Below are 15,636 nucleotides of genomic sequence, written 5' to 3' on the forward strand. Positions count from 1 at the left end.
TTCATAAACTTGAATTAGCGCATTTGTATGAAAGAGGAGATATTTATTAAAGAACAAAATACTAAATAAAAAATATTTACAGTGGATTTAATGGAAGTGCTAAGAAGTTATGATCCAGTGAGAATGGAAAACAATCTTCTTTTAGTTCCTGTTAAGGCAAATGACCAAGAAATAGAATCAATGACTCTTTACAGATTTAAAGTTAATGAAAATCGTCTAGAATTGAAATCTGTAAATTGTATAGGATGATTAGAAATAAATGGCATCTAAATTTATGAATTATTACATCTATTTGTAATAAAAAGAATATTAGAATGAGTGGACATAAAGAAGGAATTAATGCAGCACAACAATTGATAGAAGCTCGTGCTAAAAGAATTGAGGAGATTAATCGTAATTGGGCTGATTATGCGAATCAAACTACTTTTGCTACCAATGAAGCTGAAGAAGGCCTACTTGACGCATACTTTGCAAAAAGAAAAATAGAAAAGAGTAGAACTGAGAATGTAGGATCTCCTTCTGAACTTTATAAATTTAGAAGTAGAATGACAATTGTTTCTGATGAAAATTATAATAGAATAGTTACAGCAATAACTAATAATTATAATGAAAATTTAGAAAGTCAAGATTTATATACTACAGAAGAACTTGTAGCTTCAGTACTTGAAAATGGTGAGTACCCAAAAGATACAGAACTTTCGGTTCCAGTGATGACAATAGAAGAAACAGAAGAGTTTATAGAAATTAAAAGTGGTGTTTTAGGTAGAGATGCTTATATTTTTGTAAAAGGGTTTGCTTTAAAAGATAAAGAAGCAACTATAGAAATTTTTGAAAGGAGCCCATTTTTATTAATGGAGGATGAAATTCCACTTACAGTTATTCAGTATGATACTATAGAAGCAGAAGAACCAAATGAGAATACAAATAAAACCGAACTAAAAGCTATTTTTAACGATCGAGGAGAAGCTGTTGTAAAAATTAAATTTCGTCCCAAAGTAGAAGATCCAGATACGATCTACAGTGAATGGAAAGAAAAATTTACACCTAAAGAACCTATTAGTCTCCCTCCTCCTTCTGTAGAAGAAATGCAACTAATTACTCCGTCTGTTCCACTAACTTTTGGATCAGATGTGCCACAAATTGGGTCAGAGGTATCTACTAATCCAGAGGATTATCCTCTACCCTCTAATCAAAAGCCGGAATTACCCCCGGTAATAGATTTTTTGTGGTTAAAAGTAAAAGTAAGTGGAGATAAACAGGATTATGATGAGGAGTTTTTAAATGAAAATAACGATTCATATTTTAAGCTTAAGGTTTGTAATTGCGGGAAAAAATATGATGGACAGTTTAGATGCACAAGATATGGTAGAACGGTTAAAGTATATGGACCAATATATAACGGTAGTTACAAATTAAAAGATTATGCTAAATGGAACGAAATAATTTCAAAAGGAATAGTTACTAGTATGGAAAAAGATATATTTATAATTATGTCTCCAAACGAAGGTAATCTTGATTCGGTCCAATCATATGATAGTGAAATAGTTACTGCTGGCGCAATGCAAAAAACAATTAATCCTACTGGACAAGGAGAGTTCCCTATTCAGGTAGCAGAATTTAAAAATTCTAACGCTGAGAAATATGTTTGTCTTTTTGAAAGTTGCGGTTGGACAGTAGAGAATAATACTATGTTCTATAAAGATCCGGATGATCCTAATGCTCAAAAAATTACAGGTAGCGATTTAAAGCGTAAAATAAGGGAGGGCTTTGATGCCTCTACTTTCGGTTCCAGAATAAAATGTAAGCCACTAGAACCTATAGTTAATGCAGTAAATGATAATGATTTTCAAGTAAAACAAATAGAAGATTTTATCTCAAGATTAAGAGATAGGGTTTTGCCAATTGTACCTAGAGGTTATTCTCATACATTAGGTGATTTTTTAATATCACGATTAGGAAGAGCGACCGCTTTAGATCATCATATAAATAGACCTGCATATGTTAGAAATGATCTTGGAGATTCCTTGAATAATTTTTTCGCAAGGAATCCTAATGTGTCTGAGAATCCATTAAATTGGGGAGATAATCATCAGACTTATGAAACTGCAATTTTAGAAGATTATGGAGTAACAAGAAGAGGTACAGATATGGCTGAAAGATTTAACAAAATGAGAAATAGGTAATGATTACTATGAATAATGTTTATAAGCCCTTTGTGATTGTTTTGATTTTGTTAGTTAGTTCATTTTTTAATTGTGCTAGTACAAATAGTTATGAAACCACTTCTAGTTCAGTTTTGAAAGGTAATCAGTATACTTTATCCTGTGAAACTAATAGGTTGTCAACAATTTTAATTCAGAAAGAAATTATAGGAGATGAATTAATTTTGAAACTGATTATAAAAAGAAAAAATAAAATTGTTGTTAAAAAAAATATAGAAATTAACAGAAGTACTTTTGGTTATGATTCCTTACCAGACATTGATCTTGAATGCTCTAGTGGTGGATTTAATATAAATTATACTTTTAGTTTTGGTAATGAGTATATATTATTTAATCATTTTATTGGGGAGGAAGACGCTGATAATTTTTATCTGAAAAAAATAGTGTTTTATGGGAGTAGTAGAAATTCTTTTAGCTTTGAAGGTTCTAAGGTACTAAAAACAATATCAATAAATAACTATGAAATACATACGTTAGCTTCATTAGAATTAAAACCAATTTATTTTAAAGATAATTTACAGACAGTAAATGAGCTAGTATTAAAACCACTTGTAGATAGTCTAAGAGAACGATCTTATTTTGATATTATTGGAAATGAAAAATTATTAACCATTATTACTCGAGAAATCCCTGTTTCAAAAAGCAATTTATTAAGTTATAATCAAATAGAGGGCAATTTAAAAAGGAGAGAACTTTATTCAGAAACAATCTTTTTATCAAAAATTGTTTTACAGAACCATGAAAACTCTCAGTCTTATTTGAATATGGGAGATGCATATTGGAGCTTAAGAAATGAAGAAGATGCAAGAAAGTCTTATGCTAAATATATAGAGTTAATAAATAGTAAAGAACAAAAAACTCAAATTCCCAAGTACATTCGAAATAGATTAAATAATTAATTCAAAATTTGATTTCGAAATTAAACTCATATAGTTTTCGAATTATCTATTTGATAGTGTTTGATTATAATTTTTGAGTGTTATATTAATAAAAACTCAGTGGTTTTCAGGGGGTGTTTTCTATGGAAATCATGGATGTGTACTATCATTTTATAATCTACTTTTGGTTAATATAGATGGATCACACAATTCTTCTAAAACTCATAAAACCAAAACCAATGAAGGGCTTATTAACCTATAAAAACCTGCTTCTTGTTGTATGCAGTTTGATCGTATTTTCTTGTTCTAAAGAAATAGATGGGTCAGATGTTATTTTACTTAATAGTGAAAAAGATATAATAGAATTTACATTTCTCTCATCAGATAATGAAGAACTAGAGATTGATGTTAACGCTCGTATAGATCAAAACGATAAGTTGATATCTGTAGTATTACCATATGGTACTCCAATTAGTGCATTGAAACCAAGTATTAAAATTTCAGAATCAGCATCCATTATTCAAGGCACGGATATTTTCGTAGATTTTTCTGAACCTTTAAATTATAGTGTGATGGCAGAAGATGGCACTTCTTCTGATTATACGGTGAGAGTGCGCGTTGTTGCCAGTACAGATCAAGAAATTTTGCTTACTATTTTTAATCAAAACCCTGACAATACATTAGGTTGGGATATCACTAATGATGACGTTTCCACTTGGGAAGGTGTTGTGGTTATAGATGAGAAGATAATAGGGTTAGAGTTAGATGAAAAAGGGCTTACCATATTACCGCCAGAAATCTGTGATTTGTTTTATCTTAAAACATTATCGTTAGAAGGCAATATGATTTCAGAAATACCAAGGCAGATTGAAGATTTGTCTAATAACTTACGAGTATTAAATCTCGGTGGAAATCAGATAGAAATAATTCCAGGAGAATTTTTTAGTCTAGAAAAACTAACCGATCTAAGAATGTATACCAATATGTTAGTAGATATACCTTCTGATATTAATAAACTTACAGAACTGAGATATTTGAGTTTGTCTAATAATGCTTTACAAACACTGCCTTCAGAACTGTTTGAACTCTCGGAATTAAATACATTATTCATTAATAATATCGAATTATTAGAGGTGCCACAAGAAATAACAAACCTATCTAAATTAACTAGTTTAGGAATCTCCTCCAATCAATTAGGATCCGTACCAGATCATGTTTTAGAAATAGAGACATTAACTAGATTAGATATTTACAATGCAGGTATAAGTACTATTCCTGCAGGAATTACAAAACTATCCAATCTAAGAAGACTTCAGTTATCTGGAAATAATTTAGTTGAAATTAATGAGAACGTAGGGGATTTATTTCTTTTAGAAAACCTGTTGTTAAAAACGAATATGATAGAAGAAATACCTGTTAAACTTAGTAATTTGATAAATTTACAAGTATTGGATATTTCGGAAAATAACATTGTTTCTATGCCAAATGCTGTATGTGATTTAGTAAATACAGGGACTGAAATTGTAATTGATGCTGGTGTAGGATGTATGTAAAAGGTTTAGAGATTAATCTTTAATCAACTAAACCTAATTTAATAGCGTGCTTAGCTAGTCCAACTACATTTTTTACATTCAACTTAGAAATCAAACTTGTACGATATCCCTCAATCGTATATTTACTTAAAAATAATTGATCCGCAATTTCTTGAGTAGTATATTCTTTTGCGATAAGCTGTAATATCTCTTTCTCACGCTTACTGAGATTTATTTCGTTATGCTGCTTTTGCTCAAAAATACTTTTTGTGTAAGCTTCTTTGATACTGTTTGAAAAATAATTAGAACCTTTTAAAATGGTTTCAATTGCTTTAAGAAGCTCTTCTTTTTTAGCATTTTTTGGGATATATCCATTAACCGATGCCTGTGTTAATTCATAAATTTTCTGAGGTTCAGATAACATACTAACAATAAGAGTTTTAATAGTGGGATGGTTTTCTTTGATATAATGATTTAATGCTACCCCATCCATTTTTGGCATATTAATATCTAATATTGCTAAATCAATTTGATCAGTAGTATTAATATCTATATACTTCTTAAGATCCAAACCGTTACTAGCAGTATACACAATTTCATAATCAGATTCGTGTGATATGATGCTTAAGAGACCATCTAAGAACATTTTATGATCATCAGCTACTACTAGTTTATATGTATTACTTTTTGTCATTTAGTACAATGGGTATTTCAATCCGTATAGCCGTTCCACGATTAATAGCAGAATCAATGTCGATTTTTGCTTTTAATAACGTTAAGCGCTTTTTTATATTTTGTAAACCAATACCATTTGTTTCCTTTTTAGAATCAAAACCAATACCATCATCCTCAAAAATAATTTCTATAGAATCATTATATGCATTAAGACATATTTCAATGACTCTTGCTTTAGCATGTTTAAGAGCATTGGTCATTAGTTCTTGTATAATTCTAAAAATTTCTACTTTTTGATTATCATTAATTGTATTAATTTTCTCTATTGGATGTGGTATAAATGTAATGTCTGGATCTGTAACTTTTTCTATAGTATCGATGTATTCTCGTATATAATTGGCAAATGCAGTTTGATTAATTTTTTTTGGTATCAAATTATGAGAAATCTCTCGAACTTGTTGATATGTATTATCTAATTGATCGATAATCGTAGCTTGTGTTTTTTTATCTTTTTCGATGTTAATCATCTGTAATTTTATAGCTGCTATATTTCCTCCAATGCTATCGTGCAGTTCTCTTGCAATTCTATTTCGTTCTTCGTTTTGAGCGATTACATAGGTGTTTGCCAGTTTTAATTCTTGCTCATTTAGAAAAGAAGCAGTTTTCTGGCGATTGATTTCTTCTTTCTGAGCATTATATTTTGTTTTTACTTGTAGTTTTTGATAATATACTAGAAGTAAACCAATAATTGGGATTAGAACAATGATAAAACCAATAATATAAAACCGTCTTAATAAACGTTGTCGTTTTATTTCTGCTTCGCTAGAGAGTTGATCTTCTTTTAAAAGTAAAATTTCCTTTTCTTTAGTTGCAGTTTCATATTTTACTTCTAATTCAGTTATTGTCTTTTTTTGTCTACTATCACTAATAGAATCTTTTAAAGTATGAAAATTGTTTAAAGCTAGATTTGCGGATCTATAATCATCAATTGAAGTGTAAATATTCGTTAGGTTTTCATAAATGTTTTTTTGTATTTCTAAATTTGAGATCAGCTTTGCTGGAGCCAAGCTATTATTTAGTAGGTTAATAGCTTCCTGCGGTTTTCCCAGTGCAGCTATAGCTTTAGATTTGTGGACTATGGCATTGATACTTTTGTCTTTAAAACCATGAAGATCAGCAATCTTTTTACTATCATTAAAATATGCTAAAGCTTCTTCATATTTCTTATTTTCGTGTAAAACATCTCCAATATTTAAAGCTAACGTAGCAGAGGCCTTTGGAGAGGTGTTAGGAGGAATCATTTCATAAGCTTTGAGAAAGAATTTTTCTGCATTGTCATAATCTTTTTTTCTAAAATATACAGCTCCTATATTTATGTAATTAGATGAAATGATTTTTTTATCTGTAGTGGCTGCATTACTTTCTTCAAAAAACTGAATAGATTTATCATAGTTTTCATTATTAGCGTTTAAAATTCCAAAATCAGATTTGACTTTAGTAATCATTTCTATATAATCAATTTCTTCAGAAATCTTAAGACTTCTATATAACATTTCTATAGCTTCATCCATGTTACCGCTTCGTCTAAAACTGGAACCTAATAATCTATATGCTTGTGCTAAATGTTTTTTATTTCTTAAGTGGATTAAGGAGGCTCTTGTGTAATACATAGATGAATCCACAACACCTATGGAATTGAAGTAGCTTCCTAGATAAAGTTTGGCTTTAGATTTTATGGAATCTTGTTGTTCTTTATCTCTAGAAATTTTGGATAAAACGCTATAAGAATAATTAGGATTAGCGTCTAAAGAATCAATAGCACTATCTAATTGTATACTAATCGATTCTTGCCCAATACAAAGAAAAGAATAGCATAATGTTATGCATATAAGTATTTTTCTAATAGATATTATGTCCATTACATTTGTGTAAAATAAATTGGTCTATCCACGAAAATAAAGATTTCAGTGTAAAGTGTTATTAAAGATAAGTGTATTTAAGAAATACTACTTATAATCATCAAAAAGTTATTGAGTTTTATGAGAAGATGTTAATAGATTTATAATGGGTTTGATTTTATGTTTTTTTAATATTTGTAAGCTTTAAAATTTAATGGAAAAAAAAGTAAAAGACTTACTGTTTTTCTTCTTAGAATGGGCTTTGAGTCGTATCTTTATAGAGTAATTAGAATAGCATTCTTTCTCTAAAAATTTTCTATGGAAAACCTTGATGCAGCAAGACTCCAGATGGCATTTACCTTAATATTTCATATTGTTTTTGCATGTATTGGAATGGTAATGCCTTTTTTTATGGTGGTGTCACATTATAAGTGGTTAAAAACTAAAGATCAAATTTATTTAACGCTAACAAAAGCTTGGCAAAAAGGAGTGGCAATTTTTTTTGTTACTGGTGCAGTTTCGGGGACTGCTTTGTCTTTTGAATTAGGTTTATTATGGCCAGAATTCATGAAACATGCGGGTCCTATTATAGGAATGCCTTTTTCACTAGAAGGGGCAGCTTTTTTTGTAGAAGCAATAGCGCTAGGATTTTATCTATATGGTTGGAATAAATTACCAGAAAAATTTCATTGGTTTACTGGTGTTATAATTGGATTATCCGGAGTCGCTTCTGGAATTTTGGTTGTAGCAGCTAATGGATGGATGAATTCTCCTAGTGGATTTGATTATATAGATGGTCAGTTTTTAAATATTGATCCAGTACAAGCGATGCTAAATCCGGCTTGGTTTACCCAGGCATTACATATGACATTAGCTGCTTTTACAGCAACTGGTTTTGCTGTAGCAGGAATTCATGCGTATCAAGTATATAAAGGAAGAAAGGTAGCACTGCATACCAAAGCTTTTAAAATTGCATTAACATTCGGAGCGATTGCTGCGATATTACAACCAATTAGTGGAGATATATCTGCAAAAGATATTGCGGAGAGACAACCGGTGAAATTAGCGGCAATGGAAGCACACTACAATACAGAAAAAGGTGCTCCATTATATCTGGGCGGTATCGTTGATGCAGATACCCAAGAAGTAAAATATAAAATTGCTATTCCTGGGATGCTATCCTTTCTAGCGTTTGGAGATTTTGATGCTGAGGTTAAAGGGTTGAATGATTTTCCAGAGGATGAACGTCCGAATGTTCCTATAGTGCATTATGCTTTTCAGACAATGGTTAGTATTGGTGGAATATTAATGCTTGCTGGACTGTTATATTTTATTTCTTTAAAAAAGAAAAGATGGTTGAATAATAATAAATATTGGATACTCTTTGTTTTGTTAGCTCCTCTTGGTTTTATAGCCTTAGAGGCTGGATGGATTGTAACGGAAGTAGGAAGACAACCTTGGATTATTCATAAAATAATGAGAACTAAAGATGCGGTGACTCCAATGCCAGGAATCGTTTTTAGTTTCTACACATATATAGTAGTATATCTAGCACTATCTGTTGCCGTTACTTGGTTGATGATTCGCCAAATTAAAGTTCTTAATGCCAAAAATGATTAGTTTATGTTGTATGTAGTATTATTCTTTTTGATATTTTCTTTGTATTTATATGTGGTTTTAGGAGGTGCAGATTATGGAGCAGGGATTGTAGAACTGTTTTCTTCAGAAGAGAATCAAAAAATAACAAAGAAAACAATTTATAGAGTAATGGGGCCTGTTTGGGAAGCAAATCATATATGGATTATCATTATGATCGTTATTTTGTGGATTGCTTTTCCTGCATATTACAATATATTGGTAGTTAATCTACATATTCCTCTAACAATAGTGTTATTAGGAGTTACGCTACGAGGAGTTGCTTTTGTTTTTAGACATTATGATGCGATAATTGATAATTCTCAAAAATTGTATGATGCTATGTTTAAAATATCGAGTTTGATTACCCCGATATTTTTAGGGATGGTATTTGGTGGATTAATTAGCGGTCAAATTCAGCTTTCCGAAGATGTGAGTAATTTAACTTTTTACGAGATTTTTGTAAAACCTTGGTTTAATGCTTTTAGTATTTTAGTGGGATTGTTTTTTGCAGCTTTATGTGCATTCTTATCATCAGTATTGCTTATTGGTGAATCTGAAGATGGAAAAGAAAATATTTATATAAGAAAAGCAGCTATAGCGACCATTGTAGTTTTTGTTATGGGTTTGATAACTTTTATATATGGATATGTCGATGATTATTTTTTTGTAAAGAATTTTATCACAGATCCTTATGCTATTGTATCCATGATAATTTCGGGAATATTATTAATACCTCTTTGGTTTACTATAAAAAAGGGTAGGAGAGTGCTAAGCAGACTTTTTGCTGGATTACAGGTTTTTTTAATTTTACTTGCTGCATTAATATCACATTTTCCTAATATTATTATTAGTAAAGATGGAAGTATAAGCTTATTAGATCAAATAGCTCCTGATAGTGTGATTAATGTACTAGGAATATCATTAATTATTGGTGGAGCGGTTATTCTTCCGGGTTTATTTCATCTCTTGAAATCGTTTAAAATGATTAAAATTTTAGAACAGAATAAGAACCCTTCTCTATAACAAAAGTATTTTTATATTTGTTTCCCAAATTTCGGGTAGTAGCTTAGTCCGGTTAAAGTGCTGGTCTGGGGGACCAGAGATCGGAGGTTCGAATCCTCTCTACCCGACAAAAGAAAATCCAATCATTACTGATTGGATTTTTTATCTCTTCTTTTATAAAAGATCATTAAAACAGAATACGTAGAAACTATAATATAAGATCAATTTATATTAGAATAAGTTTGAACATATGATTAGTTTCTTAATCGATATCTATTTACTGCATCGGATATTTCATACCCTAAACGATATCCTTCTGTACAATCGATCCTAATATGCACTCCTAGTGGAATTCTTGAAAAAGCATTTTCTTCGGCCATTTCTGTAAATGAATCAAATTGTCTTGGTTGACCTAAGAATTCTGTTCTACCTTCGTGTGTTCGATCCGTGAAATTAGTATCGTTTCCAAACTCATCTATGAATATTCCTGCAGCAGCAGAAGCAAATGTAGAGTGACCAGATGGGTATCCTGGGAATGTAGGGTTTGGCCAAAAAATAAATTTAAATAAGTTTGTTTGATAATCAGGGTTAATGAATTCTTGAATATAAACACTTGGCCGCATTACTAAATACTCATACTTATCAGCCCATGAAGAAACAGCTGCATCATTTAAAGAAAAACCTAGTTTAAGGAGCATAGCTAATGATCTATCATAATCAAGATCGTATTTTTCTATTAATTGATTAGCGATAGCAATTTGTCTTCCAGGAGGACTTACCATTAAACCTTCTACATCATCTGACCAAAATTCTGCGATCCATAATTCTTCATTATTTTCTTCTGCAGCTCTTGTACTTACTGTGTACACTTCATTCATTTCTGCAAAATAATCACTATTTGGATCTGTACTATAATTTAATGGTGGAGGAATACTAGTAGTTTCTTCAGAAGAAATTACAAAAGTTCTTACTTTTCCCCAGTAAGGAAATAAACCACGTTCTGGTTCTGCACTATAGCTCCATAAACCTGGACCAACAGGCGGTTCGTAATCAAGTGGTTGTGGTTCTAAAATTTGTGTTTCTGCTTCTGTATCCGTTTGACTATAAGCAATAACTTGTTTTGCTACGTGGGTTCCCCATTCGATAGAGTTTCTGATATCTCGTCGTCTTAATCTTTGCGAAAGTTGATCTTCATATTCAGATTGTAGTAGGCCTATCTTATTGTCTATAGATGGATCAATGTTATTCATAAAATGATCCATAACAATAGCGTAACATGTGTTTAATGCTAAGTCTAGACTGATATTTCTATCTCTTTCGCGATCATTTATTTGCAATCCATCCAGTCTATTTTCTATAGAACGATATCCTCTCATATCGTGCACAGTAGTTTCATATGCTGCTAAGTGTATATACGCTAAAGCTCTAGCGGTTGCATTAGGTCGCATCCCGAATGCGTATTGATCTAATTCGACCCATAAAGAGTTCCAGTCAGTGATCAAATCGATAGTGGTATCAGATTCATTAGGACTTTTGTTTAGATCATCAATGGTTTCAGTATCCAATGTTTCTGAGTCTATTTCTTCATTGTCATATGAACAAGATTGTATAAAAATAGCCGTAATAGAGAATACTAGTAGTATTCTAAAGTTTGATAGTTTCATAAATTGTATAGTTAATTGTTAGATTAAAAAACCGTGCTCTATCATTTCTGATTGGAGAATACGGCTTTCTAAATATTATTTCGACGTCAAATAATATTTAAAAAAGTAAGTGTCGAATTCTAAAATGATATTTATAATATCTTCACAATGTAGATTGATCCAAAATCAAAATTTCTTTAAATACTTAGCTAAGCGAATTCAAAAGAAATAACTTGATAATTACGACTAATATTGTTGAAGGAAATGGAGCTTTCAGTAGAACGTTTGTAAGTATTGCTAGATGACTTTTTATTTTCTGTGAATGGATTGTTTTATTCAGTGAAAGCTGTTTTTTTGCAAGTATACTAGCTGTTTACGGGTTGTTGTTTTATGTTGTATGTTAAACCCGTAGTTATTTATAACTCATAAAAAAGTTGATCCAAATGTTTCTAGATATTCTAAGAATTATGGGAAGAGAAACTATCATAACCGCTACAATTATGCAATAGGTTGGTATCAGGTTGATACCTAGTAAAAGATAAGACAGAATAAAGGCGGTGCCGGCAAATATAATACCTACTGGATAGCTAACATACATAGCTCCATAAAAAAAAGAAGGTTCAATTTTATATTTTGTATTACAAGAACTGCATCGTTCATTCATTTTTAGCGTATCCTTAATTAAATATGGATTTTTCTTAGAATACATACTTTCGTTTTGACAAACTGGACAAGTTCCTTTTATGATACTATAAGCTTTTGTTCCTTTTAAAAAATTCATCTGCTCTTAATTTGTAAGTTAACGACTTTTGTGATTTGTTACTCATTCTTAAAATAAAATGATTAAATGCATTATTTGATTACAAAATTAGTAATCCGTGTCGTTTTTGTTTTCATAGGTTTGTTGCATTTTTTTGTACTTTTAAGACATATATATATTTAAATGATCCCAATATTAAATATAACGCAATTTGATAAGGAAGAATCTTTAACCGATTTTTACAGTAATGATCTAAAAAATCATTTAATTAAAAACAAGAACATCTTTCATAAGCCACATAAGCATGATTTTTTCTTATGTGTGTTTTTTTCGAGAGGTTCTGGTCTGCACGAGGTTGATTTTGATTCTTATACTGTAAAACCGGGAAGTGTATTTTTTTTGATGCCTGGCCAGACACATTATTGGAAATTTCAAGAACAACCAGAGGGGTATATCTTTTTTCATTCTCAAGATTTTTATGAATTTCAGTTTTCTAACAAAAAACTTTTACGATTTCCTTTTTATTATTCATATAAAAACCCTCCTTATTTGTACTTAACTAAAGATGAGATGCCTGTAATTAAATCATATTTTGAACAAGTAAATTCAGAATATAACCAAACGTTGGTTTTTAATAAGGATAAAATAGTGAGTCTAGTAGATCTAATTTATATAGATTTATCTCGTTTGTATATTAATAGAAAGACGGAATGTTCATCATCAACTCCAACGTACCTAAAAACCCTCGCTTCTCTAGAAGTGGTTATAGAACAGTTTTATAAAAATGAAAAATCAGCTAAGTTTTATGCAGAAAAACTAAGCATTTCTCCAAAACATTTAAACAGAATTGCAAAAACCACACTGAATAAAACTACAACAGATTTGATAACAGAACGTGTTATGTTAGAAGCAAAACGATTAATAGTTCACTCTGATAACTCTTTGTCATTAATAGGGCAAAATTTAGGTTATGAGGACTATGCTTATTTTTCTAGGGTATTCAAGTTAAGAACAGATAAAACACCTTTAGAATTTAGAAGAGAATATCGTTATTAAAGTATGGATGTATTAAGATCCAATCAATAATTGATTGGATCTTAATACATATTGCAAGTTTTCTTTATAAAAAGAGTATTTCTTATGCGTGATAATAGCGCTCTCTATAGATTTTATTATCCTTCCATTCTGTTACTACTGTTTGTTCAGAAAGCATTGTGCTTCCATCCTTAAGTTTCAGTTCCATAATAGCATCATAAAAAGAATGATTTCCGTTAACGGCGTAATTTCTAACCTCATATCTAATAAATTCAGAAAGCTGGTTATCAATAAAATCTTGTTCAAATTTTAAATTGAATTCCTTTCCTTTTTTAGGTTTGTCATTGCTTTCTCTTAATTCTACATCATCGTGTAAATAAGTTTCCATTGCTTCGATGAAAGCTCCCTTAGCTAATAATTGATGAACATGTTTTAAATTGGTTTCTATTGTAGTTTCCATATGTATTTTATTTAAAGATTAATTATATATGCAAAGTTAGTCTGGTAATAGAGGTTCTGTAATGATAATTATTCCTTAAGAATGGTAGATTTTTCTTTTTTGATAAAATTTATTTGTTAATTTGAATATGAGATTAGATTATTCAAGTATAAAAGATGAGAGCTCATTTATTCTTACGAATTTTAATTGTTCTTCTTCACTAGATTTACTCAGAAATAAAGGGTTGTATAAGATTATATGGAGTAAAGATCATGAAGTGAGTTTTCGTATAGATGGATCTCTTATAGAATTACAAAAAGATCAAATTATTTTTTGTACTCCACTTAATGTATTAGAAATAGAAAACAATACGGATGGAATTATTTCGCTGGTATTTAATAGAGAATTTTATTGTATAAGGGATCATGATCAAGAAGTATCTTGTAATGGTTTTTTGTTTTTTGGTTCTTCAGTTCCGCAAATATTATCCCTTGATGAAAAAGAAAAAGTAAGTTTTTCTACGATGTTTGATTCTTTTAGAGAAGAATTTGAAAATAAAGATCAGATCCAAGGAGAAATGCTTCAGACACTTTTAAAAAGGTTTTTAATAAAATCGAGAAGATTAATTAAGGAAGACTTACCAGAATCTGAGATTCCGAATAACCAGTTAGACATAATTAGAAAATTTAATATTCTTATAGAACAACATTTTCGAGAAAAACATCAAGTAGCGGAATACGCAGAGTTGTTGTTTAAATCACCTAAGACACTGTCTAATTTATTTAATAAATACAGTGATAAATCACCATTGGCAACAATTAATGAACGTATAGTGCTAGAGGCAAAAAGATTGTTGCTATATTCTGATAAAACATCAGAAGAGATTGCTTACGAATTGGGATATAAAGAAGCAGGACATTTTTCTAAGTTTTTTAAGAAACATACTACTATGAATCCAACAGAATTTAAAAATAGAAAACTCACTAATTCATAGTATAAGTTACTAAATTCTTAATCACGATAATTAAAAGCCCAACTAGTAATTACTAGTTGGGCTTTTTAATTTGTATTATTAGATTCTTTTAAAAGACTAATTTTTCATATTATCTTTAACTAGGTTATAAAACTGATCAAATTTAGGATCAATTATAATACGAGTTATTGTTTCTATACCTTCCGTACCGTATTCACTTTTACCTAAAGATTCCATGCGTTTTGGATCTACTTTATAATCAGATTGAAGTACTCTAACTACTGATGCAGCTTGTCTAGAACTTAAATCCCAATTGTCAATTAGTTTTTTTCCATCAAGCTTTAGTGCATTGCTGTTTCCTTCTACTGTAATAGTAAGATTAGGATTTGCATTCAATGTAGCAGCTATTTTTTCTAAAGTTGGTTTCGCTTTATCATCTACAATATAATTTTTGTCATTTTCTCCAAAAAGAGTTGTATTAGGTAGAATTATAAATATAGTACTTCCGCTAATCTTTATATTATCGCCTCCAATAGCGTTTTTAAATTGACTAAATACAGCTAAATTCGTTGAATCATTAGCAGTAATAGCATCATTAATAACATTTAGTTGTCTATCTTTTGCTTTAATGATTTCTTGAGACGTTTGTAAGTTAGTAGCTTTTTTATTTGATAATTCAGTGAAACTATTCATGTTAGCCAAAAGACTAGCGTTGGTTTCTTTAAGATCAGCTACTTGCGCTTCCATAGTTTTAACCTTAGATTCGCTTACTCTTTCATTCTTTTTGGCTTCTGTGAGCTCTCCTTGGGTGCTTTTTAGTTCTTGTCTAAGCTTATCAATTTCCGCAATTAGGTCTTTCTTTTTTTGTGCATGTACAAACGAATTTGTAAATAATAGTACAGAGGCTAATAAAATAATTTTTCTCATTGGTTTAAGCGATT

At 30.3% G+C, this 15,636-nt stretch carries 14 protein-coding genes and 1 tRNA gene; 9 read left to right on the forward strand and 6 right to left on the reverse strand.

Translation table 11 applies throughout. From position 1 onward, the window contains the following. Window positions 1-90 precede the first annotated feature (90 nt). The 4 genes from H526_RS31850 to H526_RS31045 all read left to right on the forward strand — a co-directional run bounded on the left by H526_RS31850 (window position 91) and on the right by H526_RS31045 (window position 4,653). The gene (locus H526_RS31850) at window positions 91-249 is read left to right on the forward strand and encodes a hypothetical protein (protein WP_155839715.1); all 159 of its coding nucleotides are present in this window, start codon (window positions 91-93) and stop codon (window positions 247-249) included. A gap of 65 nt (window positions 250-314) precedes the next feature. Beyond that, a complete protein-coding gene (locus H526_RS31040; RefSeq protein ID WP_051336215.1) occupies window positions 315-2,183 on the forward strand; it encodes a hypothetical protein in 1,869 nt (622 codons plus the stop codon). Beyond that, on the forward strand, window positions 2,183-3,121 hold the full coding sequence (locus H526_RS0117285; RefSeq protein ID WP_027394159.1) for a tetratricopeptide repeat protein: 939 nt from the start codon (window positions 2,183-2,185) through the stop codon (window positions 3,119-3,121). The genes H526_RS31040 and H526_RS0117285 overlap by 1 nt, the downstream gene beginning before the upstream one ends. Before the next feature lie 218 nt (window positions 3,122-3,339). Next, window positions 3,340-4,653, forward strand: coding sequence for a leucine-rich repeat domain-containing protein (locus H526_RS31045; RefSeq protein ID WP_051336216.1), 1,314 nt, complete (start codon window positions 3,340-3,342; stop codon window positions 4,651-4,653). Window positions 4,654-4,672: 19 nt separating this feature from the next. Here the strand turns inward: H526_RS31045 and H526_RS0117295 are convergent, their stop codons facing one another. Then, window positions 4,673-5,326, reverse strand: coding sequence for a response regulator transcription factor (locus H526_RS0117295; RefSeq protein WP_027394161.1), 654 nt, complete (start codon window positions 5,324-5,326; stop codon window positions 4,673-4,675). Beyond that, on the reverse strand, window positions 5,313-7,226 hold the full coding sequence (locus tag H526_RS31050; protein ID WP_051336217.1) for a tetratricopeptide repeat-containing sensor histidine kinase: 1,914 nt from the start codon (window positions 7,224-7,226) through the stop codon (window positions 5,313-5,315). Before H526_RS31050 ends, H526_RS0117295 begins: the two co-directional genes overlap by 14 nt. A gap of 297 nt (window positions 7,227-7,523) precedes the next feature. Here H526_RS31050 and H526_RS0117305 point away from each other — a divergent pair, with 297 nt between their 5' ends. From H526_RS0117305 to H526_RS0117315, 3 genes are all read left to right on the forward strand, one after another. Further along, a complete protein-coding gene (locus H526_RS0117305) occupies window positions 7,524-8,825 on the forward strand; it encodes a cytochrome ubiquinol oxidase subunit I (RefSeq protein WP_027394162.1) in 1,302 nt (433 codons plus the stop codon). A gap of 3 nt (window positions 8,826-8,828) precedes the next feature. Further along, the gene (locus tag H526_RS0117310) at window positions 8,829-9,866 is read left to right on the forward strand and encodes a cytochrome d ubiquinol oxidase subunit II (protein ID WP_027394163.1); all 1,038 of its coding nucleotides are present in this window, start codon (window positions 8,829-8,831) and stop codon (window positions 9,864-9,866) included. A gap of 32 nt (window positions 9,867-9,898) precedes the next feature. Continuing rightward, window positions 9,899-9,973 (forward strand) — tRNA-Pro (locus H526_RS0117315). Window positions 9,974-10,099: 126 nt separating this feature from the next. On the opposite strand, the gene H526_RS0117320 is transcribed toward H526_RS0117315, so the two are convergent. Together H526_RS0117320 and H526_RS0117325 are read right to left on the reverse strand one after the other, a co-directional pair. Further along, entirely contained in the window at window positions 10,100-11,509 is a 1,410-nt protein-coding gene (locus H526_RS0117320) for a vanadium-dependent haloperoxidase (RefSeq protein ID WP_027394164.1), read from the reverse strand. Window positions 11,510-11,900: 391 nt separating this feature from the next. Beyond that, window positions 11,901-12,269 carry a DUF983 domain-containing protein gene (locus H526_RS0117325; protein ID WP_027394165.1) on the reverse strand — a complete coding sequence of 123 codons (369 nt, stop codon included), beginning with the start codon at window positions 12,267-12,269 and terminating at the stop codon, window positions 11,901-11,903. Between the two features lie 162 nt (window positions 12,270-12,431). Here H526_RS0117325 and H526_RS0117330 point away from each other — a divergent pair, with 162 nt between their 5' ends. Continuing rightward, window positions 12,432-13,304 (forward strand): AraC family transcriptional regulator, encoded by an 873-nt coding sequence (locus tag H526_RS0117330; RefSeq protein WP_027394166.1) that lies wholly within the window; start codon window positions 12,432-12,434, stop codon window positions 13,302-13,304. Window positions 13,305-13,386: 82 nt separating this feature from the next. Here the strand turns inward: H526_RS0117330 and H526_RS0117335 are convergent, their stop codons facing one another. Continuing rightward, window positions 13,387-13,743 carry a hypothetical protein gene (locus tag H526_RS0117335; RefSeq protein ID WP_027394167.1) on the reverse strand — a complete coding sequence of 119 codons (357 nt, stop codon included), beginning with the start codon at window positions 13,741-13,743 and terminating at the stop codon, window positions 13,387-13,389. Between the two features lie 127 nt (window positions 13,744-13,870). On the opposite strand from H526_RS0117335, the gene H526_RS0117340 reads away from it, so the two are divergent. Then, on the forward strand, window positions 13,871-14,716 hold the full coding sequence (locus H526_RS0117340) for a helix-turn-helix domain-containing protein (protein ID WP_027394168.1): 846 nt from the start codon (window positions 13,871-13,873) through the stop codon (window positions 14,714-14,716). 96 nt (window positions 14,717-14,812) lie between these two features. On the opposite strand, the gene H526_RS0117345 is transcribed toward H526_RS0117340, so the two are convergent. Then, window positions 14,813-15,622, reverse strand: coding sequence for an OmpA family protein (locus tag H526_RS0117345; RefSeq protein ID WP_027394169.1), 810 nt, complete (start codon window positions 15,620-15,622; stop codon window positions 14,813-14,815). Window positions 15,623-15,636 lie beyond the last annotated feature (14 nt).

The sequence above is a fragment of the Aquimarina latercula DSM 2041 genome (assembly GCF_000430645.1).
GTDB lineage: Bacteria > Bacteroidota > Bacteroidia > Flavobacteriales > Flavobacteriaceae > Aquimarina > Aquimarina latercula.